The organism is Sphingobacterium zeae (genome assembly GCF_030818895.1).
Lineage (GTDB): Bacteria > Bacteroidota > Bacteroidia > Sphingobacteriales > Sphingobacteriaceae > Sphingobacterium > Sphingobacterium zeae.
In genome coordinates this window covers 1,307,867-1,334,035 of the sequence record NZ_JAUTBA010000001.1, presented here as the reverse complement: position 1 = coordinate 1,334,035, position 26,169 = coordinate 1,307,867, and the positions used below count along the sequence as shown (strand labels likewise).

General features: G+C 38.6%; 24 protein-coding genes and 2 tRNA genes. 14 read left to right on the top strand and 12 right to left on the bottom strand.

Features of this window, described 5'->3' with window-relative positions:
* The first annotated feature begins 19 nt into the window (after positions 1-19).
* From QE382_RS05460 to QE382_RS05450, 3 genes are read left to right on the top strand one after another with little or no spacing between them, the layout of a single operon-like run.
* Positions 20-523, top strand: a complete 504-nt coding sequence (locus tag QE382_RS05460) for an aminotransferase class III-fold pyridoxal phosphate-dependent enzyme (RefSeq protein ID WP_307185003.1) — start codon at positions 20-22, stop codon at positions 521-523.
* Positions 507-1,208 (top strand): aspartate aminotransferase family protein, encoded by a 702-nt coding sequence (locus QE382_RS05455; protein WP_307188015.1) that lies wholly within the window; start codon positions 507-509, stop codon positions 1,206-1,208. The genes QE382_RS05460 and QE382_RS05455 overlap by 17 nt, the downstream gene beginning before the upstream one ends.
* Positions 1,209-1,260: 52 nt before the next feature.
* The gene (locus QE382_RS05450; protein WP_307185002.1) at positions 1,261-2,022 is read left to right on the top strand and encodes an SGNH/GDSL hydrolase family protein; all 762 of its coding nucleotides are present in this window, start codon (positions 1,261-1,263) and stop codon (positions 2,020-2,022) included.
* Positions 2,023-2,106: 84 nt separating this feature from the next.
* Here QE382_RS05450 and QE382_RS05445 read toward each other — a convergent pair whose 3' ends face one another.
* From QE382_RS05445 to thrA, 5 genes are all read right to left on the bottom strand, one after another.
* Positions 2,107-3,303 (bottom strand): MFS transporter, encoded by a 1,197-nt coding sequence (locus QE382_RS05445; protein ID WP_307185001.1) that lies wholly within the window; start codon positions 3,301-3,303, stop codon positions 2,107-2,109.
* A 66-nt stretch (positions 3,304-3,369) separates the two neighbouring features.
* Positions 3,370-4,557: a class I SAM-dependent rRNA methyltransferase gene (locus QE382_RS05440; protein WP_307185000.1), complete on the bottom strand. Its 1,188-nt coding sequence runs from the start codon at positions 4,555-4,557 to the stop codon at positions 3,370-3,372.
* Positions 4,558-4,724: 167 nt separating this feature from the next.
* Positions 4,725-6,032 (bottom strand): threonine synthase, encoded by a 1,308-nt coding sequence (gene thrC / locus QE382_RS05435; RefSeq protein WP_307184999.1) that lies wholly within the window; start codon positions 6,030-6,032, stop codon positions 4,725-4,727.
* Positions 6,033-6,163: 131 nt separating this feature from the next.
* Complete coding sequence (locus QE382_RS05430; protein ID WP_307188014.1) at positions 6,164-7,120, bottom strand: homoserine kinase; 957 nt, start codon at positions 7,118-7,120, stop codon at positions 6,164-6,166.
* Positions 7,121-7,207: 87 nt separating this feature from the next.
* Positions 7,208-9,655 (bottom strand): bifunctional aspartate kinase/homoserine dehydrogenase I, encoded by a 2,448-nt coding sequence (gene thrA / locus QE382_RS05425; RefSeq protein WP_307184998.1) that lies wholly within the window; start codon positions 9,653-9,655, stop codon positions 7,208-7,210.
* Between the two features lie 534 nt (positions 9,656-10,189).
* Between thrA and QE382_RS05420 the strand changes: the two genes are divergently transcribed.
* Both QE382_RS05420 and QE382_RS05415 read left to right on the top strand, forming a co-directional pair.
* Entirely contained in the window at positions 10,190-10,771 is a 582-nt protein-coding gene (locus QE382_RS05420; protein ID WP_209581483.1) for a C40 family peptidase, read from the top strand.
* A gap of 107 nt (positions 10,772-10,878) precedes the next feature.
* Positions 10,879-11,391: a phosphoribosyltransferase family protein gene (locus tag QE382_RS05415; RefSeq protein ID WP_209581480.1), complete on the top strand. Its 513-nt coding sequence runs from the start codon at positions 10,879-10,881 to the stop codon at positions 11,389-11,391.
* A gap of 9 nt (positions 11,392-11,400) precedes the next feature.
* On the opposite strand, the gene QE382_RS05410 is transcribed toward QE382_RS05415, so the two are convergent.
* The 5 genes from QE382_RS05410 to QE382_RS05390 form a co-directional block, all read right to left on the bottom strand.
* Positions 11,401-12,867, bottom strand: a complete 1,467-nt coding sequence (locus QE382_RS05410; protein ID WP_307184997.1) for a LysM peptidoglycan-binding domain-containing protein — start codon at positions 12,865-12,867, stop codon at positions 11,401-11,403.
* 185 nt (positions 12,868-13,052) lie between these two features.
* Positions 13,053-13,250 (bottom strand): twin-arginine translocase TatA/TatE family subunit, encoded by a 198-nt coding sequence (tatA, locus tag QE382_RS05405; protein WP_209581473.1) that lies wholly within the window; start codon positions 13,248-13,250, stop codon positions 13,053-13,055.
* Between the two features lie 92 nt (positions 13,251-13,342).
* On the bottom strand, positions 13,343-14,656 hold the full coding sequence (locus QE382_RS05400) for a murein hydrolase activator EnvC family protein (protein ID WP_307184996.1): 1,314 nt from the start codon (positions 14,654-14,656) through the stop codon (positions 13,343-13,345).
* Between the two features lie 108 nt (positions 14,657-14,764).
* Positions 14,765-15,568 carry a lipoprotein insertase outer membrane protein LolB1 gene (gene lolB1 / locus QE382_RS05395; protein ID WP_307184995.1) on the bottom strand — a complete coding sequence of 268 codons (804 nt, stop codon included), beginning with the start codon at positions 15,566-15,568 and terminating at the stop codon, positions 14,765-14,767.
* Positions 15,558-17,276: a tetratricopeptide repeat protein gene (locus QE382_RS05390; RefSeq protein WP_307184994.1), complete on the bottom strand. Its 1,719-nt coding sequence runs from the start codon at positions 17,274-17,276 to the stop codon at positions 15,558-15,560. The genes lolB1 and QE382_RS05390 overlap by 11 nt, the downstream gene beginning before the upstream one ends.
* A gap of 234 nt (positions 17,277-17,510) precedes the next feature.
* On the opposite strand from QE382_RS05390, the gene rplM reads away from it, so the two are divergent.
* The 9 genes from rplM (at position 17,511) to QE382_RS05345 (ending at position 25,425) form a co-directional block, all read left to right on the top strand.
* Positions 17,511-17,954, top strand: coding sequence for a 50S ribosomal protein L13 (gene rplM / locus QE382_RS05385; protein WP_046671993.1), 444 nt, complete (start codon positions 17,511-17,513; stop codon positions 17,952-17,954).
* An 11-nt stretch (positions 17,955-17,965) separates the two neighbouring features.
* Positions 17,966-18,352: a 30S ribosomal protein S9 gene (gene rpsI, locus QE382_RS05380; RefSeq protein ID WP_209581462.1), complete on the top strand. Its 387-nt coding sequence runs from the start codon at positions 17,966-17,968 to the stop codon at positions 18,350-18,352.
* An 18-nt stretch (positions 18,353-18,370) separates the two neighbouring features.
* A complete protein-coding gene (gene rpsB, locus QE382_RS05375) occupies positions 18,371-19,168 on the top strand; it encodes a 30S ribosomal protein S2 (protein ID WP_075994149.1) in 798 nt (265 codons plus the stop codon).
* A gap of 194 nt (positions 19,169-19,362) precedes the next feature.
* Positions 19,363-20,199 carry a translation elongation factor Ts gene (gene tsf / locus QE382_RS05370; RefSeq protein ID WP_293956687.1) on the top strand — a complete coding sequence of 279 codons (837 nt, stop codon included), beginning with the start codon at positions 19,363-19,365 and terminating at the stop codon, positions 20,197-20,199.
* Positions 20,200-20,384: 185 nt separating this feature from the next.
* Entirely contained in the window at positions 20,385-21,248 is an 864-nt protein-coding gene (locus QE382_RS05365; RefSeq protein ID WP_307188013.1) for an SDR family oxidoreductase, read from the top strand.
* A 142-nt stretch (positions 21,249-21,390) separates the two neighbouring features.
* Entirely contained in the window at positions 21,391-22,212 is an 822-nt protein-coding gene (locus tag QE382_RS05360) for a helix-turn-helix domain-containing protein (protein WP_307184993.1), read from the top strand.
* A gap of 217 nt (positions 22,213-22,429) precedes the next feature.
* Positions 22,430-22,813, top strand: a complete 384-nt coding sequence (locus QE382_RS05355; protein WP_307184992.1) for a hypothetical protein — start codon at positions 22,430-22,432, stop codon at positions 22,811-22,813.
* A gap of 154 nt (positions 22,814-22,967) precedes the next feature.
* Positions 22,968-23,744: an ABC transporter ATP-binding protein gene (locus tag QE382_RS05350; protein WP_307184991.1), complete on the top strand. Its 777-nt coding sequence runs from the start codon at positions 22,968-22,970 to the stop codon at positions 23,742-23,744.
* Position 23,745: 1 nt separating this feature from the next.
* A complete protein-coding gene (locus QE382_RS05345; protein WP_307184990.1) occupies positions 23,746-25,425 on the top strand; it encodes a hypothetical protein in 1,680 nt (559 codons plus the stop codon).
* Positions 25,426-25,675: 250 nt separating this feature from the next.
* Here the strand turns inward: QE382_RS05345 and QE382_RS05340 are convergent.
* Both QE382_RS05340 and QE382_RS05335 read right to left on the bottom strand, forming a co-directional pair.
* Positions 25,676-25,749: transfer RNA gene (locus tag QE382_RS05340), tRNA-Met, on the bottom strand.
* 293 nt (positions 25,750-26,042) lie between these two features.
* Positions 26,043-26,116 (bottom strand) — tRNA-Met (locus QE382_RS05335).
* Between the last annotated feature and the right edge of the window lie 53 nt (positions 26,117-26,169).

Sequence of the window (26,169 nt, the reverse complement as noted above, 5' to 3'; positions counted from 1 at the left end):
TTCGGACATTTGTAAAATCATGTTAAGCAACAGAGAATTATTTTTAATGAATACTGCTCAAACATCTAGCTCCCCTAGATTGGTTGAAGTGGTAAAGGCTGAAGGTGTTTACCTTTATGGCCCCAATGGAGAAGAATACATGGATTTAGTCTCCGGATTTAATGTCAGTAATATAGGCCATCGTCATCCAAAAGTGTTAGAGGCCATAAATTCACAATTAGATAAATACTTACATGTTACCGTTTATGGTGAATTTGTACAGGTTCCTCAAGTGCAGTTTGCAACAGAATTACTTGCTGAACTCCCTGCTCATTTTCAATCTGTTTACTTCACTAACAGCGGGACTGAAGCGGTAGAGGGTTCCATGAAAATAGCAAAGAAATACACTGGCCGGAGGCAGATTATAGCTGCAAAAAAAGCCTATCATGGCAGCACACAGGGTGCACTCAGTCTGATTGGAAACGACGCGTATCGTCAAGCGTATGCTCCTCTCCTACCCGAGATAGATTTTATCGAGATTTAATGAGCTGGAAGACCTAACAAAGATTACCGAAAAAACTGCTGCTATTATACTCGAAGCTATTCAGGGGGAAGCTGGTGTTCGGGTACCAGACATCGCTTACATGCAAGCCGTCAGAAAACGCTGTGATGAAACTGGTACCTTGCTCATCTTTGATGAGATCCAAACTGGCTTCGGCCGGACAGGCCGTCTTTTCGCTTTTGAACATTTTGATATTGTCCCCGATATCTTGATGCTCGCCAAAGGCATCGGTGGCGGTATGCCTTTGGGTGCATTTGTTGCAGCAAAGGAAGTGATGGATGTTATTAAAGATAATCCTATGCTGGGGCACATCACCACTTTTGGTGGCCACCCTGTGAGCTGTGCCGCCGCTCGCGCTTCTTTAGCGGTGATCAAAACAGAAAATTTAGTTGAGCAAGTAGAGAGAAAAGCTCTTTTATTCAAAGAAAGGCTCAAGCACCCTGCGATCAAAGAAATTCGCGGATTAGGTCTTATGATGTGTCTTCAACTGCACTCTTTTGATCAGGTTTACAATGTGAGCAGGTACTGTGCTGAGAATGGGGTAATGATTGATTGGTATCTGCATTGTGAAACGGCCCTGCGTGTAGCTCCGCCATTGACGATTACAGAACTTGAAATCGAAAAAGCGTGTAACATCCTTGTAAAAGGTTTGGAAAAGTATGCTTAAAAGTATGTAACTTTAAACATAATAAATCCTCATAATAAACAAGAACCTAATAATGAATACGAACCGCAGATCATTTATCAAGAAAAGTATCATTGGCACCGGGCTTTTAAGTGGCGCCAGTTTACTAGGAAACGAAGTTTTCGCCCATGAATCAACATCCAGTGCCTCAAAAATAAGTTTAAATAACGACGACATTATTTTATTTCAGGGCGACTCCATTACAGATGTGGGTCGGGATAGGAATAACAGAAATGCCAATGACACTGGTGCGTTGGGTCACGGTTACGCTTTATTGGCCGCTAGTCAACTTTTAAATAAATATCCAGCAAAGAACCTCAAAGTTTATAACACAGGTATCAGTGGCAACCGTGTACCAGACCTACAAAAGCGTTGGCAGGAAGACACATTGGCCATTAAACCAACAGTATTAAGCATTCTGATTGGTGTAAACGACTTTTGGCGCACGATTGATCGGGGAGCACAAACTACAGTTGATGAATATAAATCCCAATATCAACAGTTATTGCATGAGACGCTACAAAAGCTCCCAAATGTCAAACTGATCATTGGAGAACCCTTTGCGGTCAAAGGGGTGGGCCACATTACTGATGCTTGGTATCCAAAATTCTTGGCTTATCAAGAATCTGCCCGTGATATAGCAAAAGAATTTGGGGGAATCTTAATTCCCTATCAGAAAATATTTGATAATGCTCAAAAGAGTGCTCCTGGTGCGTACTGGGCAGCAGATGGAGTTCACCCCACACTTGCTGGCGCACAGATGATGGCATCGGCATGGATGGAATGCATTAAATAAAAATGGCGAGCGGATGATATCGTACCAGACATTCGCTCGCAATTTTTAACAGACGACACAATTGCCTATTGTTTATTTTCAAATTTAAATCTCTTTGTATTGCGTTTTTTGCAGATCGGGAAGAAAATAAGCTACGATACCGATCAAGGGAAGATAAGAACATAAGTGATAAATAAACTCGACAGAAGTGTGATCTGCCTGCCAACCTAGTACAGCTGATCCTATTCCGCCCATTCCAAATGCAAAGCCATAAAATAGACCTGAAACCATACCTAGTTTTTTCGGCAATAGCTCCTGTGCATAAACAATAATCGCTGGAAAAGCTGATGATAAAATTAAACCGATTATGACGATCAATATTCCCGTCATAGTAAGTCCGACATACGGTAATGCCAATGCAAATGGTGCAACGCCCAATACAGAAAACCAGATAACATATTTTCGGCCAAATCGATCACCAAATGCTCCTCCTAATAGGGTTCCGACAGCAACTGCAATAAGAAAATAAAAGAGATAAACCTGAGCTTCTACTTCACTAATTCCAAATTTTTTAATGGTATAAAACTGAAAGTAATTTGTGATACTTGCGATATAAAAATATTTTGATACGATCAACAGTAGGAGGATAATCACAGTCATAACGATCCGCCCATTAGGTAAATCTGGCACGCGTATCGCTCGCTTGGTCGATTTAGCTGTATTTCGAAGCTTTTCTTTATACCAGCTCCCGATATAATAAGATATAAATTGGCCAATGATTGTGAATAGGCACATCCATGCGATTGCTTGTTGCCCTCTCGGTAAAATCAAAAAAGCGACAATAATTGGGGCCATAGCGGTCCCCGCATTTCCGCCGATCTGAAAAATAGATTGCGCCATACTCCTTCTTCCACCTGACGCCATGTAAGCTACGCGAGACGATTCGGGATGAAAAATTGAGGATCCAACCCCAACGAGAAAGACTGAACATAAGATCCATTCATAACTGTTTGCTTTTGAAAATAAAAGCATACCAAGAAGGGAAAAAGACATTCCGATAATCTGCGAATATGGAACAGGACGTTTGTCTGTAAATGAGCCCACAACAGGCTGGAATATTGATGCTGCTATCTGATAGACCATTGTGATCATCCCAACCTGCGAAAAGCTCAGATGATGTTCTTCTTTGAGCAAGGGATATGTTGCTGGTATCACTCCCTGAATCATGTCATTCAAAAGGTGCACCATGCTTACGGCAAATAAAATTGAAAAGATAGGTCTACTCGATTTTTCTTGTATCATGACGTTGTTTAAAAATTAAAAAGGTTGGTTTTCGCAAACCAACCCAAATGATCTCCATGTAATAAATTATAATACGCGGACCAATAATCCTTTCAGATATTCTCCTTCGGGAAAAGAGGCGCGCACAGGATGGTCTTCAGGTTGATGAAACTGTCTGATGAACTGAATTTCCTTACCTGCGTCCAACGCTGCCCAAGCAAGCACTTGTTTGAAGGTATCCATATCCATCGCACCTGAACAAGAAAATGTTGCTAACAAACCACCACTATTTAACAACATCAAACCGCGGCGATTGAGGTCTTTATACGCCCTTGACGCTCTTTCCAATGCAGATCGAGAGGGTGCATATTTCGGTGGATCCAAGACAATAAGATCAAATTTTTCCCCTTCATCAATGAATTTACGCAATTGCTTGTTTACATCAGACAATATTGCGCTATGTCGACTAGGTTCAAAACCATTTTCAATGATATTCTTTTCCAGGGTTTCAATAGCCAGCGCAGAACTATCTACGGAAATGACTTCTGATGCCCCGTTTTTCAGGCTATTCAATGTAAAGCCACCAGAATAGCAAAAACAATCCAGAACTCGCTTATTAGAAACGTAGTTGGCTGTGAGCTGACGGTTTTCTCGTTGGTCGCAATAGAATCCGGATTTTTGTCCATCAATAATGTTCACCTTAAAATGGATACCATTTTCGACAACGTCAACAAATTCTGGTGGAAGTTCTCCATACAAAAGCCCATTGGTATCGGGTAGTCCCTCATGTTCACGGGATTTCAGATCGCTACGTTCATAAATTCCCTTCGGCTGCAGCAGAGCATTCAATTCATCGATAATAATTGATTTAACTTTCTCAAGCCCAACCGAGTGAACTTGGATAGATATAAAATCTGCATATTTATCTGCAATAAGTCCAGGAAGAAAATCTGCTTCAGCAAAGATTAGACGAACAGTATTCGTCTCATCTTTCTGCAATAGATGCTGTCGCGCCGCAATAGCCTTTTGGACGCGTGAACGCCACCACGCTGCATCAATCTGCGTTTGAGGATTCCATTCTAATAAACGAATGGCTACGCGCGAGCTATTGTGAAATAACCCATAGGCAATAAATTCACGTTCAGCATTGTAAACACCAACAACTTCGCCATCTTCAATTTTATCGGACAATGATTTAATTGCTCCAGAAAATACCCAAGGATGCAATTGCCACGCAGCTTTATCCTTACCCTTATTCAAATAAACTGATTTCATTACTGCAAAATTAACGTATTAATTCCACATCATAACGAAACTTTCTGGATAAAACATCGCTCTTTCTCAACACCACGTCATACTTTTTTTTAAATTATTTCTTCCGTGTAAAAGAACCGCTATTTGTGAATGAAAACAAGAAGGGCTCCTAAAGGAGCCCCCATCATTTAATTATGGTTGATTAGATATTTTTTAAATGCTTCAAAATCGACTTTTAAAGGTTCAGCTAACTTTTCCCTTCCTTGCAAATCTTCTGCTCCTTTAGGCAGAACTATCTTTTCAAACACATCTGCAGCGATTGCATCAGGGAATTTGCAGGGGTGAGCAGTAGATAAGAAAACCGAAGCATAGTGACCAGGATACTCATTTGCATAAGCACGAGCGCCAAGCCATGCGATTGCTGTATGTGGACAGGCGATATAGTTCGATTCTTCAAATAACTTCTGCATTCCTCTTTCTGTTTCTTCGTCTGTAAAAGTATAAGAAGATAACATACTTTTTAATTCGTCCACATCTCCTCCAAAGATATCCTGTATACGAATCCAGTTGCTCGGGTTTCCAACATCCATTGCGTTACTCAATGTTTGTACAGAAGGCAGGGGTTCATATAAACCTGATGAAAGAAATCTAGGTACGGTATCATTAACATTTGTTGCCGCAACAAAATGTTTAACAGGCAACCCCATTTTATAAGCTAATAGGCCTGCCCCAATATTACCAAAATTACCGCTCGGCACTGTAAATACGACCTCATTAATTCCTTGCGACTTCAATTGCGCGTACGCATAGAAGTAATAGAATGTCTGGGGGATTAATCGTGCTATATTAATTGAATTGGCTGAAGTCAACCGTAAGACGGCATTTAGTTCGGAATCATTAAAAGCCTGTTTCACTAATGCCTGGCAGTCGTCAAATGTACCTTCGACTTCAATTGCACGAATGTTTTGTCCATTTGTAGTCAATTGCAATTCCTGAACCTCGGACACTTTACCTTTGGGGTATAAGATGGTTACGCGCGTTCCCTCAACACCCAAAAATCCCAAGGCAACAGCGCCACCAGTATCACCAGATGTCGCAACAAGCACATCCAGTAATTTGTCATCCGTCTGCGAAAAATACCCCATTACTCTGCTCATAAACCGAGCACCAAAATCCTTAAAGGCGTAAGAAGGCCCATGGAAAAGTTCGAGCACAGCTGTGTTGTCGGTCAAAAATTTTACGGGAGCATCAAAGTTAATCGCGTCGTTCACGATTTGCTTTAAATCTTCTTTGGGAATATCATCCCCCAAGAGCGTATAAGCGACTTCAAATGCAATCTCCTGTAAAGAATGCTGCTGAATATTCTTTATAAATAATGGATCCAATTGAGGGATCGCTTCCGGCATATACAACCCTTTGTCTGCTGGTAGCGAGTTGAATACCGCATCTTTAAAGGAAACTTTTAATGTTTTATTATTTGTGCTATAAAATTTCATATGTAATATTCTTTTTTTAAATGCCATATGAAACATCCCGTTTTAATTAGAATTGATAGGTTCACATGGACATTTCACTTTGTTATCTTTTTAAGAGGTAAATATGGATTAACCTTAGATTCGATAGACCGCTATGCTTTAAAGAACTTCTGATCTAATATGCGTGGACCTTCTACATTAACACGGGAAACGTATCCAAAACTATCAATTTCATTTTCTTTGAGATGAGTTTGAATCTTGTCTGCGATATCCTCTGCTATTTTTTCGTCTCGTGTTATTGTCACAACTGATGGTCCAGAGCCAGAAATACCGAAACTTAAGGCACCGTGTTTCAGAGCAATCTCTTTCATTTCATAAAATTGAGGGATTAAAATAGCGCGCGTCGGTTCGATAAGAACGTCTTTCATGCTTCGCGCAATGAGATCATAATCTTCTTTGAACAAAGCAGCTACCAATCCTGCGATATTACCCCACTGGGTGACGGCGTCTTTTAACAGTACTTTATCTTTAATAAGTTGCCTAGCGTCGCGTGTGGGAACATCGACCTGTGGAAAAACGACTGCAGCAACGAGTTCTTTAGGCGAAGGAATGGAAATCACATCCAAAGGTTCATTTCCCCGAATTAACGTTATGCCTCCATAGAGTGCTGGTGCCACATTATCAGCATGCCCCGTACCACAGGCCAAGCGCTCACCTTCGACACAGAATGGCAATAATTCTTCTTTTGTCAAGGGGTTACCCAGCATGGTATTGATGGCAAAAAGCCCTGCCACGGTGCTGGCTGCGCTAGAACCTAATCCCGATCCGATAGGCATATGTTTATGTAATTCAATTTCCACACCGACCTTTGAAGAAATATTCAGAGCCTGTAATAAATACTGAACGCAGGCAGAAACGGTATTTTTACCTGGATCGAGCGGCAATCTTCCATCGTCGCCTGTTATTTTACGAATAGTTACCCCGGGTTGTGTTGTGCGTCGCATAACCACCTCGTCGCCTGGCGCCTCAACTGCAAAGCCCAGTATGTCAAAACCACAGATCATATTGGCGACAGTTGCAGGTGCAAAGACACGAACTTCGGACAGCATGCTGTCTAAATTTATAATCTTATCTTTCAGATACTCTACATTTAAATTATTAGCCATCATGTAATTTTTATGTTCCTTGAATCGTTTTTATGCTCCAACATTTACTAAATCGGCAAATACACCCGCAGCTGTTACTTCAGCCCCAGCCCCCGGGCCTTTTACTACTAAAGGACGTTCTTTATAGCGCTCTGTTGTAAATGATATAATATTGTCACTACCCGATAAGGCATAGAAAGGATGGTTTTCATCAACAAACTGAATCGCAATCGATACTTTTCCACTTTCCAATTTTCCGATGTAGCGTATTACTTTATTTTCATCTTCAGCTTTCTTCTTCATGGCTTCGAAATAATCATTTTCGCGCTGCAATTCTGCGTAAAACGCATCTACGGATTCAGCTTTCAAACATGCCGGCGGAAGTATTGAACCCAGGTCTACGTCCTCGGCTTCGACAGGATATCCGGCATCCCTAGCTAATATGAGCATTTTACGCATAAAATCTATACCGCCTAAGTCGTCCCTTGGATCTGGTTCAGTATATCCTAGTTCCTGCGCCTGTTTAACAACATCGTAAAAAGAAGCATCAGCTTTAAAATTGTTGAAGATATACGAGATTGTTCCAGATAAAATAGCTTCTATCTTGACAATACGATCGCCACTCAACATCAAGTCTTTGAGTACGCGGACGATCGGTAGCCCCGCCCCTACGTTGGTCTCATAAAAAAAGTCCACACCGTGTCGATGAGCGGTATCGCGGAGTGTTTTATATTGCTCATATTTACCTGAGTTCGCAATTTTATTGCAGGTAACGATCGAAATATTGGATTTAAAGATATCTTCATAATAGGTTGCCGGTAATTTGCTCGCGGTATTATCTATAAAAACACAGTTTGGCAGATTGAGTGCCTTCATCCGGTCAATAAACAGGGCCAAGTCTGATTCAGTTCCATTTTTGTCGAGTTCATTAGACCAATTAGTTAAATCAACACCTTCGGTATTAAAAAGCATCTTACGGCTATTCGAAATTCCGACGACTTTAATTTCGATATCGTTTTTATCCAGTAGGAAATCATGTTGACTTTCCAGCTGTTTAAATAAAGTTGCGCCGATGTTACCCGTACCAATATTAAACACATGAAGGGTTTTCTTTAGCTCGGCAAAAAAAGCGTCATGTACAGCGTTGAGTGCCTTCGCCAGGTCTTCCTTACCTATAATAACAGATATATTGTATTCAGATGAGCCCTGTGCTATAGCGCGAACATTAATGCCATTCCTCCCTAGCGCGGCAAATAATCGACCGGACATACCAGGTGTCTTTTTCATATTTTCGCCAACGATGGCCAAGACTGAAAGGTTATCTTCAATCGCTGGAACGATGAGTTTATTGGCTTGGATCTCCAATTCAAACTCCACTTCGATCAATTGTATCGCGCGTTTGGCGTCAGATGGGTTTACAGCAAATGTGATGCTATGTTCGGAAGATGACTGTGTAATTAACACCACATTGATTTGCTCTCTAGCCAATAGAGTAAAAAGCCTTCCACTAAAGCCCGACTTACCGATCATGCCTGAACCACTCAGATTGATAACTGAAATATCCGATATAGAGGAAATTCCTTTTATTGGCAGCGCTGTTTTGCCGCTATCAAACTGAATGACGGTTCCGGAGAAATCAGGCTCAAAGGTATTTCTAATAACAATCGGAATTTTCTTCAAGAAAGCAGGGATCATGGTAGGAGGATAAATCACCTTAGCACCAAAGTAAGACAATTCCATGGCCTCGGTGTATGATAAAACAGGTAAAGAAAAAGCTTTTTTTACAATGCGTGGATCCGCTGTCAACATGCCATTTACGTCTGTCCAAATTTCAATGGCTGCTGCGTCCAATATGGATCCGAAGATAGCTGCTGTATAATCGGAACCGCCTCTTCCTAGCGTGGTAATACGACCGTTTTCGTTACTACCGATAAAACCCGTCACAAACAATAATTTATCGCCATGTGATATGTATAGTGATTTCACTAATTGCTCGGTCAATGTTTCATTTAAATGCGCATTACCAAAGTTAGAATCAGTTTTCACATAGTGAGAAGCATCCACAAATAATGATTCTGGAACATATTGTTCCATCACTTTAGATACCATATAATTCGAACAACGCTCGCCGTAGCTTAATATCAAATCTTTGCTTTGATAGCTCAGCTCTTTAAGTGCAAAAATTCCTTGAAGAAGATCTTCTATTTCATTAAAAAATAATTTCAGCTTTGTAAATACAGGATTTTGATATTTCACAGCCAGAAGTTCTTTTACTACTGTAAAGTGCCTATCTTCCAAGGATTTCAATCCCTCTGAAAAGGATTTTCCTTCTGCAGCGTCTTCAGCTAACTGCGTAAGCAAATTTGTCACACCCGACATAGCTGACAACACAACCAATGGTTTTTCCTTTGCATCATAAGATTTCTTCACGATGCCCAGGACTGCCTTTAAGCTTTCTACTGTACCGACTGATGTGCCTCCAAATTTTAAAACTTTCATGCTACTTTATACTGTTTGTTTAGATTGATGATTTTGCGATAAAAAAGAAGCGCTTTCCTTTTTTGAGGAAAGCGCTTCTAAATATTGTGTCTACAATTATATACAACGAAACTACTTCCTCCTGAGTCTTATCCCGGTGGTAATAATAATCGACGTAATAATTGACGTTGTGTTCATTGCTTTTAATTATGTTTTGTAAATATAGAACAAATATTATCACTTTACCAAAGAAAATTAATATTTTTTTTAAGATTCACAATTGTAACTTCATTAAGGTAGTATTTTATCATCACATAAGTATGTTCAAACCGCTTATGTGTTGTCTTTAATAAATACGGAAACGCATCAGATAAAATCGTACTCAATAAGTATAAATACATCTTTGGAGATGTTAAAATTGTTAAAATTTCGTTAAATACGTGAAAATAAATTTGACCTTAAAGTGTTATTGTATTATATTCGCAACAGTGCTGTCCAAAATAGATGACAGTATTCAATTTTTAAAAGTTAAATGTTGTACAAAAAAGCGATTTAATGAAAACAAAGAAATTTATAGCGTCAATGCTATTTATCGGCTTATGTCTAGTGTCGCAGGCACAAACCAACAGAAACTCCAAACCAGAATCAGATCCTGACAACTTAGCGAAGGAATACTTTTCACAAATCATGGGAGTTGCAGTATCAGCAACAACAAACACCAAACTTTATCAATTTGTTTATGAATGGCTAGGTACTCCTTACCGTTTAGGAGGAGATTCAAAGAGAGGCATTGATTGTTCAAAATTTTCTTACGAGTTATACGACAAAGTGTTCAACACATCGCTGGGGTATAATAGTAGAAATCAATACTCCCAAGTAAAAACTGTCGAAAAGAATGAGCTTAAAGCTGGTGATTTGGTATTCTTCAAAATCAGAAGTAGAAGTATTACCCATGTAGGGGTTTATATCGGAGATAATAAATTTGCACATGCATCTTCTAGTAAAGGTGTCATGATCAGCAACCTAGATGAGCCATACTGGCGACGTTATTACTACAATGGAGGTCGCTTACCAGAAGATAATAGAACGCTTACTGCGGAGATAATCAAAGCAGAAAAAGATAATAAATTGAATTAATAAAAGTAGATTCACTCGCAGAAAGTCCAAAGCGTTTAACTCGTTTTGGACTTTTTTTATACAATATAATATCCTATTTTTACCCAATAATCATTGGAAATACTATTATGTCTTCAAAGAAAACGCTCATCTTAAATAAAGAACAAATAAAACAAAAATCTATTCGGATTGCCTATCAGATATTGGAAGACAATTTTGAAGATGAAACGCTCGTATTGGTAGGTATTGCTGACCGCGGCTATGTATTTGCTCAACGTCTTCAAGCAATTTTGCAGGACATTTCGGACAAAGAGATTCTATTGATTAAGGTCACAATGAAGAAGACCAGCAGGTCATTAAGCGCAAACACAGACTTAGCTGTTGACATTGCAAAAGATAAGACAATTATCCTTGTTGACGATGTACTTAATAGTGGCCGAGCACTAGCTTATGGGCTGGGTGTATTTTTGAATGTACCGTTAAAAAAAATGAGAACTGCTGTATTAATTGATAGAAGCCACCATAAATTCCCAATATTTAGCGATTACTACGGCACAAAGCTTTCTACGATATTACGGGAGCACGTAACTGTTACGCTCGAAGAATTTGACAATGAAGAGGATGCAGCATGGTTAATTTAACCCATGCTGTTATTTTTTTGAGACTTTCAATTTCATACCTGGTTTTATCCGGCTGCCGCTCAAATCGTTTTCACTTTTAAGCCGCCCCACTGAAGTTCCATTTTTATCTGCAATCTCAGATAATGTATCGCCTTTCTTTACGACATAGTAAGCTGTACGTGTGGTATTAGCTACATGTTGTTTGCTTTTCTTTGCAGATCGCTCTGTATTACGGGCTAATTTTGTATTTACAAAATCATTCTCCTTTTTTATTAGTAGGTTTTGTCCAGGAACAATTTGATTGCCGCGCAGATTATTCCAGGATTTTATATCCTGAACTGTCACGTCAAACTTATCAGCGATGGATGCAAATGTTTCGCCAACTTTCACTTTATACTTTCCATTGAGTAGGGCCTGCACTATGTTTTCATTTTGGATTGCATTTGACGGGGCGACTGGCGTATTAAGTGCTGCATACAACTCCTCTGTAGCAATTTTCTTGTCCACTACAGGTAAAACTAACCGCAACGGGGCATCCTCGGTACCGTTTAATACATTCTTTTTAAAACTAGGATTTAATGCGCGTAATGTTTCTTTAGACACCTGTAATGCATCTGCTATTTGGCTCAATGATATCCGCTTATTGATATCCAAGACCTGCGTTCTTAATGAAAGTTCGGTATCTGCCGCATTGATATTATTTTCATCTGCATACTTCATCGCATAGGTCATAGCGATAAATTTAGGGATATAGTTTTGGGTTTGTTGTGTCAAATAAGGTGCAACATCCCAAAAAGTTGCCTTATCCTTTCCTGAGCGTTGAATTGCGCGGCTAACGGCTCCTTTACCGCCATTATAGGATGCTATCGCTAATAGCCAATCGCCATATTCCTCATAGGCTTCTTTTAAAATCTTTGCAATTGCATAGCTGGAAGCGATCGGATCCATACGCTGGTCGGTATAACTGTCTACAGTAAGGTGATAAGTTTTGGCTTCGTAATACATTAACTGCCATAAACCTGTCGCTCCTGCACTGGAAATATCGCGCGGATTTAGGGATGATTCAACTACACTTAGGTATTTAAGTTCGCGTGGTACACCTACCTCATCCAAAATTTTATCAAACAATGGAAAATAGTATTGTCCTAATCCCATCATTCTACACATATAAGGATTATAATTGTCTGAGGTGTATTTCGCTACCAGCTCTTTTACCCGAGGCGAGTAGTCTAGCGGGACCTCTCGTTCTATTGCCTTCAATTTCCGAACCAGCTGTATATCTTCGTCTGTTATTTCCGAATGCTGCTGTCCGTTATTTCCCGTAGATTTTATACTATCTAGGTATTGGTAAATCTCCTGTTTTTCCTTTTCGATGCTTTTTTGAAAGAAGTTTTGTGCTGCTTCTTTCATACCTTCTACAGCGCTTTCTTGGGCCTTAATCGGCAGCACAAAGCATACCCCTCCGAGTAATGAAAATAACGCCTGTTTTCCGATCATAAATTTACTGTTAAATTCGAGTTTGATTGATCTACTGAAAAATCAACAATAATCTAAACGCTTAGAAATGGGTTTTAGTATAAAAATGGTTTTCGCCTTATTTAGCTTTAGGTCGAGTATAAAGCAAAATACGATTTTGCTCCTCGCAAAATCGTATGCATGATATAATGGGATCTAAACTTCCCTTATTTATTATCTTCTACCTCAGTTTTTTTCTCTGTTGGAGAGTCCTCTTTTTGGCCATCTTTAAACTCCTTAACGCCCTTACCCAACCCGCGCATCAATTCGGGAATCTTCTTGCCACCAAATAATAGTAACAATATTACGACAATGACAATTAACTCTTGCCCCCCGATTCCCATGATTAATAATGATGTTGACATAACTATAATTTCTTGTTTTTCAATTCTTTTAAACTAAATTTCTCGCTCTCCTTACAAAGGTAAGGATAATTATTAAATATAGTAATTATTTCTTATCTAGCCAACCATGACATTGGGTTGAGTGGTGTCGTTCCTTGTAATACAGAAAACTCTACCATCGGAACCCCAGTATCGGAGTCCACATCAGCTGTCCCTATGGTTTGTCCTGTGCTTATTTTCTGTCCTTTTGAAACATTTACACCTGCCAAATTCATATACACTGTAAAGTATTCCCCATGTTTAATCATGACAATACGCTGCCCCATCATTGAAACTATACTTAACACTTCTCCATTAAACACTGCTTTCACAGCTGCACCGCTCGACGTTTGTATTTTAACCGTCTCATGATCCCAATTGACATTTCTACCGACACTTTCAGAACCAAACTCTTGCATGATCTTCGCATTGGAAACAGGCCAAGGTAAACTACCGCGATTAGATCTAAAATCATTCGAAAGTTTAACAGCTTCCGGTGTGCTACGCAAGACTTCAGAGTCTGATTTTCGAGCGGTATTGCTGCTTTTCGAACTTGCAGCATTTTTATTTTTTGTATTCGTGGTAGGCTCATTTGCTTTACGGTTTCGTTCAGCTGCAGCTTCAGCAGCACGGCGCGCAGCTTCAGCCCGGCGACGTTCAGCCTCAATTTCTCTTCGAATAATTTCCTTAATGGCTGCATTGATACGACGCTCCTCTTTTTGTTTTTGCGTAATATCTTTTTTCACGCCACGCTCTGTAACAATCAATTCGCTTAGTTGCCCTGAATAAACCGATCTCTGTTGCGATATGGTTCTCTTTTCATTTTCCTGCTCTTTCATTAAAGCAACCTGTTTGTTGCGATCAGCTTGCAACTGAGCAATTTTCTGTTCAATCTGCTTCTTTGTATTTTCGATGTCTGCAGCTTTGAGCTTTCTAGAATCGTTGAACTGCTGTAAATACTTTACCCTTCTAAACCCTTGATTGAAATCTTTCGATGCAAAAATAAACATCAATTTATTGTATGCGTTCCGATTTCTGAAAGCAAACATAACCATCTTCTCATAGTCACGTTTCATCTTCTCCAATTCAGCCTTTAATTTACTCACTGCAGCCGTATTGGCATTAATATGTCTATTAATCACAGCTACTTCAGATGTAATGGTATTTATCTTCTGCTCGCGCAAATTAATCTGCTTACTCAATGCTGTCACCTGTTGTTGGGTCAATGATTTTTCTTTCGCAATTTCTTTGACCGTATTTTGTAATTCAGCAATTTCACGATTGAGCTTCTCACGCTGCTTTTCAAGTTCAGCTCGAGTTTGCGCCGATGAAATCCCAATCATGAATAGGAAAACAGCTATACCAAGTATTGTCTTTTTAAAGTTCATTTACAGTACTATTTTGTTGTGTTTGCCATCTTTCTAACCTATCACTTCACATCCTACTTTAGCAAACTAATTGCGAAAGTAATAAATCTAAAGGATATAGACAGCCTGTCATCGGATTACTTTATATCGCGACGATACTGAAAAAGGCATTTCGACAGGTTCATTAAAAGTAACTTTGTTAAAATTAATTTCTGTCTTAATTTCTTGGCGACCGTCAGAAATGATCATTTTTAAAAGCATCGGAAATTCCTGTCCCGAAGCCATAGCATATTCGCCATAGTTAGCTTCCAATAATTGTTTCTTCGAAAGCTGAGCTAATCTAAATTGATAAGGCCTATTGTTATTATTCAACTTATACAAAAAATCCAATTCATTGCGTTTACCGTCCAACTGAACGGACATTGAATCCTGCTTAAAGTTTACCTGATCAATATCAGACAAGAGATCCACAGATAGGTTGGCCAGCAATAAGTCTTGTAAGTTTCCAAAGGTCAGATCGGAACTGGCGAAACGGTATAGATAGTTAAAAGGCTTAACCATATACTCACTTTGAAACTTATTGAGGATCTGAACACTGTCTGGAGTTATTAGAACACGTGCCACTTCAATACCCAATGTAGCAGAGATAGAAATCCAGATTCGCTTGTCCTTCTCAATTCTAATCGTCGAATTGACGTCATAATTGTCCTTTCCCATATCAAGCCTCATTTTGGCTTTTCCCGAAAAAGTCGAATAATTCAAATTGGTCAAAAACAGATTGCGTAAACTATTTTTCTTTGCCTCTCTGGTATTATCCTTTATGATCAATTCGTTTTGAGCCCTCAGCTCAGCTTCTTTTAGCATCTTCTTCTTCGAACTACAGGAAGAGAGCAACACCACTACAGCACAAGCCCAAACAATTTTATTCCACATAACTTTTTGTGTCAATCTTCTTTTTCAATTTCACTTTATTATCATCCGAATCCACTCCTTTTTCCAAGGCCAAGGTCCATTGTTTAACGGCATCGCTTTTTTTCCCTAATTTAAACAGAATATCACCATAATGCTCCAGCAAAACCGAAGTTTGTGGGTTAGTATTTTTTAATGCCTTTTGGATCCAAACCAATGCTTCGTCATATTTTCCATCGGCAAATAGCACCCAAGCATAAGTATCCTCAAACGTACCATTATTGGGTTGCAAATCTGTTGCCATAGCAGCATATTTCGTAGCCTCATCAAGTCGTTCCTTTCTTAACGACAAATAGTACGCTAAATTGTTCATTGCTGTCACATTTGTACTATCGAGTCGGATGGCTTCCATGTAAGCTGCGTCGGAGGCTTTATACATTTTAAGCGAATTATAAATATCCCCCAAGCCGCCATAGATATTTGCCTGTAAAAATGGAGATTCCTCCTGTGCATTGTTTAATGCTGCTTCCATAAACTTCCGACTATTTTCCATATCCTTCTTCATCAGATAAGCCATACTGGTAAAATAGAGTATTGTAGCGTTATTAGCCACATAATGCAAAGCCTCTCCTCCATGAGCGATTGCCTGATCAAATTCACCTTTATCCATATCCAAGCTCATTAACATTCGCCAAGCATCGATCTGATAAGGGTTCATACTAACGGCTACCGCCAAAGAGCTTTGGGCAGCAGTTTTATCATCTTTTAGCCATAGTACCTGTCCCTTTGCCATATGGCTTTCAGCAATCCGCGGATGAACCTCCACCAAGATGTTAGCCAACTCGAGTAGTTGATCCGGTGTATAAGGTCCCTTGGGATTCAATAAGGTCATAATTATCCGATTTTTATCAGCAAAGTCTATCTTTTTAGATTGAAACCCCTGTTTGAGCGCATCAATGGATAACTTGAGCTTTTTATCAAATCGATATAGATCAGCTAAATCAAAATAAAGAAAGTCCTCTTTTGTGGTGAGAATTCCTTTATTGATATATTCAAGTGCTAACTTCGAGTTTTTGGAAAGATTGTAAGCTTGTGCCAGCTGACCATATACCTGGGCTAAAGAAGTCCCTTTATCTGCCCAGGGCTTCAAAAGCTCAATGACACTTTTATAGTTGCCAGCATCATTCAACAATACACTACCGACCATATCCAACGTATCTGATGCACCTGCGATTTCTTTGGTTTTATAAAAATACTCTAAGGCCACATCTTTATATCCGCCATTAAAAAGAAGCATGATGCGTTCGCGTTTAAGCGACGCGGTGTTATTATCATCCTGATCAATCAGCCTATCAAGATAAATCAATGCACTGTCAGCATCATTTTTACTTTTAAATGCGTCGACTGCGAAACTCAGATATTCTGGCTTAGACTGGATATCCAGCGCTTGCTTAATGGCTTGAATCGCTCCGTCTTGATTTCTCATCTGAGCAAGGAGAATCGCTTTAGTGAAATAGATATCGTCTGCCTGCGGAAAGTCTGCGATGATAGCGTCAAGAGAATCCATACCCGGTCCAATTTTGCCTTGCTTCAATATCTCTTGCACATTTTTGAATCGGGCATCATATGGTTTTGTTTTCCTGTCTTGTGATTGCGCGTGCAATGAATTCACGACCAAAAGGAACACGCCGATACAACTTAAAAATCGTTTATTCAAAAAATTAAATCTCATCTACTTCCGCTAAATAATTAAAAATTTGTTCCTGCAATATACTAACTAATGTAACAATATTCATTCGAGGTAGTTGTAAAAATATTGAGATTAGCGGGAGGTGTGAGAAATTCGATTCGTTTTCAGCAAAATAAGCAAAATAGATTTTAAAATATAGAATATTAGATGTACCTTTGCAAACCCTTGAGATAAGGGAAACAAAAATTTTTTAATAAATTATTTAAACAAAAGCAAGTGAATACGTTAAGTTACAAAACTGTCTCTGCCAACAAGAACACCGTTAACAAAGAGTGGATCGTTGTTGACGCTGAAGGAGAGATTTTGGGGCGTTTGGCGAGCAACATCGCGAAAGTAATTCGTGGTAAGCACAAGCCTACATTCACCCCACACGTAGACTGTGGAGATAACGTTATTGTTATCAATGCAGACAAAATCAAATTGACAGGAAACAAATTAGGCGACAAAGTTTACGTACGCTACACTGGATATCCAGGTGGTCAGCGTTTCGTTTCTCCTAAAGAGTTAATGGCTAAATTCCCTGAGCGCATCATTGAAAAAGCTGTTCGTGGTATGCTTCCTAAAAACCGTTTAGGTCGTCAATTGTTTAAGAACCTTTACGTTTATGCTGGTACTGAGCACAAGCATGAAGCACAAAATCCAAAACCAGTTAAATTTTAAGGAGAATCGACATGTCAACAACTAATACTTCAGGAAGAAGAAAAACTGCTGTTGCCCGCATTTACTTAACTGCTGGTAGCGGAAACATAATCATAAACGGTAAAGACCACAAAGAGTATTTCCCAACATTACCTTTGCAATACATCGCTACTCAATCGTTGAACGTAGCTGGTGAATTAGCAAACTTTGATGTAAAAGTAAACGTTAACGGAGGTGGTGTTAAAGGTCAAGCAGAAGCTGTTCGCTTAGCGATCGCAAAAGCATTGGTTGAACTTAACCCAGAAGTTAAACCTGCATTACGTGCTAAAGGTTTAGTAACGCGTGACGACCGTATGGTTGAGCGTAAGAAACCAGGACGTCGTAAAGCTCGTAGAAGATTCCAATTCAGTAAACGTTAATCAAAGGAGGATCAAAAAATGGCAAGAACTACTTATCAAGATTTATTGGATGCAGGTGTGCACTTTGGTCACCTTACACGTAAATGGGATCCGAAAATGGCTAAGTACATTTTCATGGAGCGCAACGGTATCCACATCATTGACTTGAACAAAACACTTACGAAGTTAGAAGAAGCTGCTTCAGCTATCAAACAAATCGTAAAATCAGGTCGCAAAGTTTTATTCGTAGCTACGAAAAAACAAGCAAAAGAGATCATCGCACAACAAGCAAAAGAGGTCAACATGCCTTTCGTGACTGAGCGTTGGTTAGGTGGTATGCTTACAAACTTCGCTACAGTTCGTAAGTCTATCAAAAAAATGTCTAACATTGACAAAATGCAAAAAGACGGTACTTATGATGTATTGTCTAAAAAAGAGAAGTTGATGATTCAACGTGAGCGTATCAAATTAGAAAATCTTTTAGGAGGTATCGCTGATTTGAACCGTTTGCCAGCTGCTTTATTCATCATCGATGTGAAAAAAGAACACATCGCTGTTTCTGAAGCAATGAAATTAAACATCCCTACTTTTGCAATGGTAGATACAAACTCTGATCCTTCGAACATTGATTTCCCAATCCCTGCAAACGATGACGCTAGCAAATCTATTAGCTTAATCGCAGGTATCATTGGTCAAGCAATCCAAGAAGGTTTGGACGAGCGCAAACGCGACAAAGAAGAAGAAGCTGAAAAAGATGCTGCTGCTGCTAAAGCAAAAGCTGATAATGGTGAAGCTTCAGAAGCTAAACGTCCTCGCAAAGCGAAAGACGGAGAATAATATTTTTATTCCAAACCGGATGGCGTAGCGTTAGTTTCTGGAAAAGTTTACTTTTCTTGAACTAGCCTATCTGTCCGGTTTTTTGTTTAACAGAACCCGTTTAACAAGGAATGTTAAACTTCATATTAGCTTAACCTTTTTTAAGTTAATATTGTACAAATTTTAGTCGTAAATAATAACAAAAAGAAATAAACATGTCAGTACAAATTTCTGCATCAGATGTAAACAAATTGCGTCAACAAACTGGCGCTGGTATGATGGATTGTAAAAAAGCTTTGGTTGAGTCTAATGGTGACTTTGAAGCTGCTGTAGATTACTTGCGTAAAAAAGGCGCTAAAGTAGCTGCTAGCCGTCAGGATCGCGACTCTAACGAAGGTGTTATCATCGCTAAAGCTACTGCTGATGGCAAGTCAGGCATTGTAGTTGAAGTTAACTGTGAAACTGACTTCGTAGCTAAAAACGCAGACTTCGTAGCCTTCGCTGAAAAAATTGCAGATATCGCATTAAACAATAAGCCTGCTTCTTTGGAAGAATTAAAAGGTTTGGAACTTGATGGCAAAAATATCGCTGATTCTTTAATCGAGCAAACTGGTGTCATTGGTGAGAAAATTGACGTTTCTAAATACGAAACAATCACTGCTGAAAAAGTTATCGCTTATATTCACGGTAACTACCGTTTAGGTGTATTGGTAGGTCTTTCTGCCGATGCAGCTGGTGCTGAAGAAGCGGGCAAAGATGTAGCAATGCAAATTGCTGCAATGAACCCTATTGCAATTGACAAAGACGGTGTTGATCAAAATACAATTGAGCGTGAAATCGCTATTGCAAAAGAACAAATCATCGCTGAAGGAAAACCAGCTGAAATGGCTGAAAAAATTGCTCAAGGTAAATTGAACAAATTCTTCAAAGATACAACCTTGTTAAATCAAGAGTTTGTAAAAGATTCTTCTAAAAACATCGCTCAATTCTTAGATTCAGTTTCTAAAGGATTGACTGTAACTGCTTTCAAACGCGTACAGTTAGGCGCATAAGCATATTTCCACGCTATTATTAGAAATGGAAATACTTTAAAACAGGGGCTATTCATCGAATAGTCCCTGTTTTTATTTATATCTCCTCCATCCGGTTCCTAACTGTTATCGCTTAAATCCATTTTTATTTTATTTCTAAATTTTTGTAACTTAAGGACACATAAAAAAACGGACAGCATATGGGCATGTTAAAGGAGAACGCACTGAAAGGGAAGCGAATATTAATCACAGGTGGTGGTACAGGGCTAGGAAAAGCGATGACAGATTACTTTCTTGAGCTTGGAGCCTCTTGTCTGATTACAAGTCGCAAAGAGGATGTTATACAACAGACAGCAAACGAGCTATCTGAAAAGCATCGGGCAAAATGCCTTGCTGTGGCGGGGGATGTTCGCAATTATGATGATGTTGAACGCGTCGTTTCATTTGGATATGAACATTTTGGCGGAATAGATATTCTCATAAATAATGCCGCTGGAAATTTTATCTCCCCTACTGAACGTTTAAGCCATCGAGCTTTTGAATCTGTCATTGGAATTGTACTTCAAGGGAGTATAAATTATACCCTCGCGCTGGGAAAAAGGTGGATCGCGCAACATGAACAAAATAAAGCTGTACTCAGTATTGTCACAACCTATGCATGGACGGGATCTGGATATGTAGTACCATCTGCAACAGCCAAAGCTGGAGTCCTAGCATTAACCCGTTCGCTGGCTGTGGAATGGGGAAAAAAAGGGATACGACTAAACGCTATAGCACCAGGCCCATTTCAAACCTCCGGAGCCATGGAACGCTTGTTGCCCGGAGAATTAGGCGAACTTCTCTCCCCAACCAAACGTATCCCTTTGGGTCGCCTGGGTGAACTACAGGAACTTGCTAACCTCGCTGCTTATTTAGTATCTGACTATGCAAGTTATATCAATGGTGATGTCATCACTATAGATGGTGGAGAGTGGCTTAAAGGAGCCGGTGAGTTTAATGGTTTGGATATTATTCCCGAAGCTCAATGGGATTCTATTGAAAAGATGACTCGGAACGCAAAAAGCACGTAACAATTCATCGGCATCACAAATTATTTATATTTTAACATGAATGTAAATCCATAATTGTTCCATTATAACAACATGAAAAATTAAGTGTTTATTCTATTTTTCCTAGGTTTGTAGTTGGTATTTATCCCATAGAATCTTACATATGACGAATTTATCTTTCGCTGCTCAGAAAATCAAGCAGAAACAAAAAATAGAACTAAATAAATCAGTCTTTGATTTTGCTTTAGTATATGTATTGGAAGGATCGATCCTATCTAAGGAAAATAAGTTAAAATTTTCAAAAGGAAATTTACTCTTTTTGAATAAGACCTTTGAAACACTTGAAACTAAGAAAGATGCAATAGTATTTGTCCTTTATTTTTCAGGTTCCTATTTTAAAGATCTTCATTTTATACAGCAAAATTTCAGACTGTCTTTCAGCCCGGTAGATATTTTCAATTCGGAGACATTTTTAAATAGGAGCCTATCCCTCAAGAAAGAAAATAAAAAATTGACAGAGCAGGTATTCGAACTGATACATCAATATGACCGTGAGGACGCAACGACTTCTATTTTCATATTCCACCAAATTATGTCTCTTTTCGCCTTAGTGGAAAATATTGTAAAAGACCTGGGCCTTCCTATTCATGCCTCTTATGAAATGTCTCAAGAGATCGAGCAATATATTCAGCAAAACATTTATTTTCCCGACAAATTACAAATTAAATCGATCGCCGATCAGTTTCAAATTTCCGCTAATTATTTTGGTGCATTTTTTAAAAAGCGATATGCTGTGAGTTATAAAACATATATCGATGCTATTCGTATTAAACTTATTGAAGATAGGTTAGCTTCCAATAGCTATAGCATGAAACAAATTGTAGAAGAACTTGGATTTAGCGATGAGAGTCACTTGACTAATTTTTATAAGAAGAAACGAAATGCTACACCAAGCTCTTATAAAAGAGCTAAAAATAGCGCATGATGAATGGTCAATCTTAATTATACTATCAAGACTTTAATTTAGACAAAGCTGAATGGCTTCTCCTAAAACTAATATGTTCTGCCGTTTTTAAAATAAAATTTTATCTTTTTGGTATTCAACTGATATTCCAATAGCACTTGAGCCCTACATTGTCTAGTAAAATCCAAACTTTTTTTTATGTGAGCTGTTTTATTAATAAATAAAAATTAGCAGAATTATGTCAAAAAAAGAATATAGAAACGGGAAAGTTGAGGAAGACTATCCAGATAAAGAGCAGGACCTTACTTTTAACAAAGCGTTTGAAAGTTATGAAATGGATGTCAACGGTAACGATCCAGATTATGCTCATCCGGCTGATTACGACACTATTTCAGAGGGTGCTGTTGATGACGATTCAACCTATGACAATTCAAACCCATTTGTGGGCGATGAATATGCTTCGAAAGATGAACTTCAGGGCGAAGACTTGGATCAGGCGAACATGCGAATTGAGACTTTTGACCATGAACGGTTATCACCTTTAGACAAGAAATTGGCAGAGAATGAAGAAGATTTGAGAGATGATCTTGATGAAGAAGGATATCCTAAAAATGACCGATAGCTTCCGAAAAAAAAATCATTGTGAGGGACCAAAAGGTCCCTTTTTCTATTTTTGAAATAAGGATCTCTAATTTAAAAAATACAGATTATAACGATCTCAACAGTAACCATAACTCCCAATTTTTACGTAAGTTTACTTTGAAGATTGTTATCATATGGAAAGTATATTACCGCTCATCCGGATCGTTGACCTCAAAAAATCGTACGGCACAAAGGAAATTTTGAAAGGAATCAACCTCGACATATTTCCAGGCCAAGTGATCGGATATATTGGCCCAAATGGGGCAGGCAAATCCACCACTGTTAATATATTGACAGGACTAATTGAAGATTTTACAGGCACTGTAGAAATTAATGGTATCAACATTCAAGAAGATCCATTGGCCGTGAAAACAATGTTAGGATATGTTCCCGAGAACGCTGAATTATATGAAGTACTGACTCCAATTGAATATTTAGATTTTGTAGGTAAGCTCTATGGAATGGAAAATAATAGTATTCTGGAACGTTCCTTAAAGTTATTGACTGCTTTTGGTCTTGAATCAAACGCGAATAATAGGATGGACACCTTCTCAAAAGGAATGCGTCAAAAAGTACTCTTGATCTCAGGAATTATTCACAACCCTCAAATTATTGTTCTGGATGAACCCTTATCTGGACTTGATGCGAATGCCGTTATTTTTGTTAAGGAACTTATTTCCTTACTTGCAAAAGAAGGAAAAACAATTTTCTACTGCTCCCATATGATGGATGTTGTCGAAAAAGTATCCGATCGGATTTTACTTATAAACCAGGGAAGCATTATTGCGGATGGTACAATTGAAGAGCTAAAAACAGAAGCTAACGAATCTTTGGAGCATATATTTGCAAAATTAACACATAGTTGCAGCAACACATTGGATGTCTCCAATATCATTAGAGCAATTCAATAGCATGGAAAAACTCATCTTAAAGTTTATTCTTCTGTTTCCTGGGTTTTGGAAAAGCTTAGGCATTAATTTTGAACAGTTTAAGATCATCTTACAAACAAAAATCATTTTAGAGGACCGAAAACCTATTAGTTTTCGGAGACGTAGAAAGAATAAATCCTCCTCATCGTCTTCGATTTTACAATCTGTGGTGTATCTGATGATTGGCTTGGTATTCATGGTCATACTTGTGTCGATTCCAGATAGATATTTAGCTGTTTCTAGCATGCTGCTCACCTTTATCAGTATGCTGAGTATTACATTGGTTACTGATTTTTCACCTCTATTATTAGATACCCGAGACCAGTACATCATTTTGCCGCGACCAGTTAATGACAGGACCCTATCGATTGCACGATTAACTTTTATCGCAATAAAGCTGTCTAACCAAATAATTGCACTAACCGCACCAGTACTTGTTTATGTATTGCTTAATTGGGATATTACTTCAGTCCTTGTTCTATGTTTACAGCTTATGTTCAGCACCTTAGTCGCTCTCATCGGTGTTAACGGATTTTACCTGATCAGTATTAAATACCTGCCCATCCAAAAGTTTAAAGATGTGATTACTTATATACAGATAGGCCTCTCACTGCTTCTTTTCCTGTCCTATTATGTTGGTCCAAATCTGATTCAATCTATTGTAGAATCTCATTTGACGATGGAACAGCTCCGATTTCTTTGGATATTTCCGAGTACATGGATTGCATCTTTTCAACCCTTAATCTTTGGAGACCAAAATTTACCCGTTATCATGCTATCCATATTGGGGGCACTCACTCCCCTTGCAGGTGTCTATGCCTGTATCAAGTTATTTTCACGTGGATTTAATGCAAAAATAGCTGCATTGGCAAGCGCAGACAGCTCCCATAATGAAAATTTACCTTCGAAGCAGAATCATAAACCTAAACTGCCTGTATATAAATGGATATCCGCGAAGGTATGTTCATCCGCAGTTGAAGAGGCAGGATTCGGCATTGTATGGCTGATAAGTGCTAAAACAAGAGAATTTAAACAACAGCTCTATCCTTCGTTGGCTTATTTGCCTATTTACTTTACTTTTTTATTTATACGTACTGGGGAAGAGCTCCCAATGACGGACAAGATATTAAAAATTAAGGATTCAGGCCTGTATATCATTATGTTCTATCTTTCATTACTCACTATTTTAACCGTTTTCCAGCTTATTACTCAAAGCAACAAGTATAAAGCAGCTTGGATCTATCATACCGCCCCCATACACAAGCCGGGACAGTTGATGACTGGCGTTCTTAAGGCTTGTCTCATTAAGTATGTTTTACCTTTCAACGTTCTGTTTTTATGTATCTGTATACCCCTATTTGGCCTCAATTCATTTAATGATCTACTATTGTCCTCTGCAGTTGGCGGCATTGAAAGTATTTTGATTATGCTTTTTATGGTCAAAAATTACCCGTTTTCAAAAGCGAACCAATCCAATTCTAAAGCAATAACGAATTTATTCATCTTAGGTATTTTGGGAATAGTGGGCTTCATACATAAAACAATCTTCCATTTCGAAACGCTAATTTGGATCTTGGCCGGACTCGCATGGATTATATTCTTTTTGATGTTAAAGTATTTACAGAAAGAAGATTGGAAAAGCCTTGCTTATGACGACAATTGATGAAACATACAGATTGGCTAACACCAACGAACAACACTTGAACAAATATTTTTGCCGAAAACGCTCAACCTCTTTAGCCGATTATCTAATGATGTAAGCAGCATCAAGGGGGAGTCATCAATATGCCTGCTATCCATAAGGCAACAAAAAGGACTATACTTTCATCTCGTCACCAAAATAAGGTGTTTTGCAATAGAGAAAGATATATTATATAAAAAAAGCATCAATCTAAAGAGACTGATGCTTTTAGTAGCGGGGAGCAGAATCGAACTGCCGACCTTTGGGTTATGAATCCAACGCTCTAACCATCTGAGCTACCCCGCCGTTTCGGTATGCAAATATACCACTTCATGCGTCAATTCAAAAGATTTTTTTATTTTTTTACCAATTATCTAGTATTAAAACCGTCTATTAAGTGCAACAAACTCATTTTTAACCAAGTAAATTTATTATTGTAAACATGTACATAACCTTTAAAAATTTGATCGTACTAAAAACGTAATATTTATCTAAATAAGGAGTCAACTTTTTATAAAAAAACTTGCAATAACAAAATAAATATGTATTATTACAAATAATAAGTTTATGCAATAAAAAGCAATTTTGGAAGAGATTTGTAGCGGGGAGCAGAATCGAACTGCCGACCTTTGGGTTATGAATCCAACGCTCTAACCATCTGAGCTACCCCGCCGTTTTGGGAATGCAAATATAGCTTATTTTTGATTTAAACAAACTAATATTAAA

Coding starts and splice junctions, on each gene's coding strand:
- lolB1 (WP_307184995.1), bottom strand. CDS start 15,568: ATGTGGAATAAAATTGTTTGGGCTTGTGCTGTAGTGGTGTTGCTCTCT.
- tatA (WP_209581473.1), bottom strand. CDS start 13,250: ATGTCAACATCATTATTAATCATGGGAATCGGGGGGCAAGAGTTAATT.
- QE382_RS05415 (WP_209581480.1), top strand. CDS start 10,879: ATGTCTTCAAAGAAAACGCTCATCTTAAATAAAGAACAAATAAAACAA.
- thrC (WP_307184999.1), bottom strand. CDS start 6,032: ATGAAATTTTATAGCACAAATAATAAAACATTAAAAGTTTCCTTTAAA.
- QE382_RS05445 (WP_307185001.1), bottom strand. CDS start 3,303: ATGATACAAGAAAAATCGAGTAGACCTATCTTTTCAATTTTATTTGCC.
- QE382_RS05390 (WP_307184994.1), bottom strand. CDS start 17,276: ATGAGATTTAATTTTTTGAATAAACGATTTTTAAGTTGTATCGGCGTG.
- QE382_RS05460 (WP_307185003.1), top strand. CDS start 20: ATGTTAAGCAACAGAGAATTATTTTTAATGAATACTGCTCAAACATCT.
- QE382_RS05350 (WP_307184991.1), top strand. CDS start 22,968: ATGGAAAGTATATTACCGCTCATCCGGATCGTTGACCTCAAAAAATCG.
- thrA (WP_307184998.1), bottom strand. CDS start 9,655: ATGAAAGTTTTAAAATTTGGAGGCACATCAGTCGGTACAGTAGAAAGC.
- rpsI (WP_209581462.1), top strand. CDS start 17,966: ATGTCAACAACTAATACTTCAGGAAGAAGAAAAACTGCTGTTGCCCGC.
- QE382_RS05410 (WP_307184997.1), bottom strand. CDS start 12,867: ATGATCGGAAAACAGGCGTTATTTTCATTACTCGGAGGGGTATGCTTT.
- QE382_RS05365 (WP_307188013.1), top strand. CDS start 20,385: ATGTTAAAGGAGAACGCACTGAAAGGGAAGCGAATATTAATCACAGGT.
- QE382_RS05400 (WP_307184996.1), bottom strand. CDS start 14,656: ATGAACTTTAAAAAGACAATACTTGGTATAGCTGTTTTCCTATTCATG.
- QE382_RS05450 (WP_307185002.1), top strand. CDS start 1,261: ATGAATACGAACCGCAGATCATTTATCAAGAAAAGTATCATTGGCACC.
- tsf (WP_293956687.1), top strand. CDS start 19,363: ATGTCAGTACAAATTTCTGCATCAGATGTAAACAAATTGCGTCAACAA.
- rpsB (WP_075994149.1), top strand. CDS start 18,371: ATGGCAAGAACTACTTATCAAGATTTATTGGATGCAGGTGTGCACTTT.
- QE382_RS05430 (WP_307188014.1), bottom strand. CDS start 7,120: ATGCTGTCCGAAGTTCGTGTCTTTGCACCTGCAACTGTCGCCAATATG.
- QE382_RS05355 (WP_307184992.1), top strand. CDS start 22,430: ATGTCAAAAAAAGAATATAGAAACGGGAAAGTTGAGGAAGACTATCCA.
- QE382_RS05360 (WP_307184993.1), top strand. CDS start 21,391: ATGACGAATTTATCTTTCGCTGCTCAGAAAATCAAGCAGAAACAAAAA.
- QE382_RS05345 (WP_307184990.1), top strand. CDS start 23,746: ATGGAAAAACTCATCTTAAAGTTTATTCTTCTGTTTCCTGGGTTTTGG.
- QE382_RS05440 (WP_307185000.1), bottom strand. CDS start 4,557: ATGAAATCAGTTTATTTGAATAAGGGTAAGGATAAAGCTGCGTGGCAA.
- QE382_RS05420 (WP_209581483.1), top strand. CDS start 10,190: ATGAAAACAAAGAAATTTATAGCGTCAATGCTATTTATCGGCTTATGT.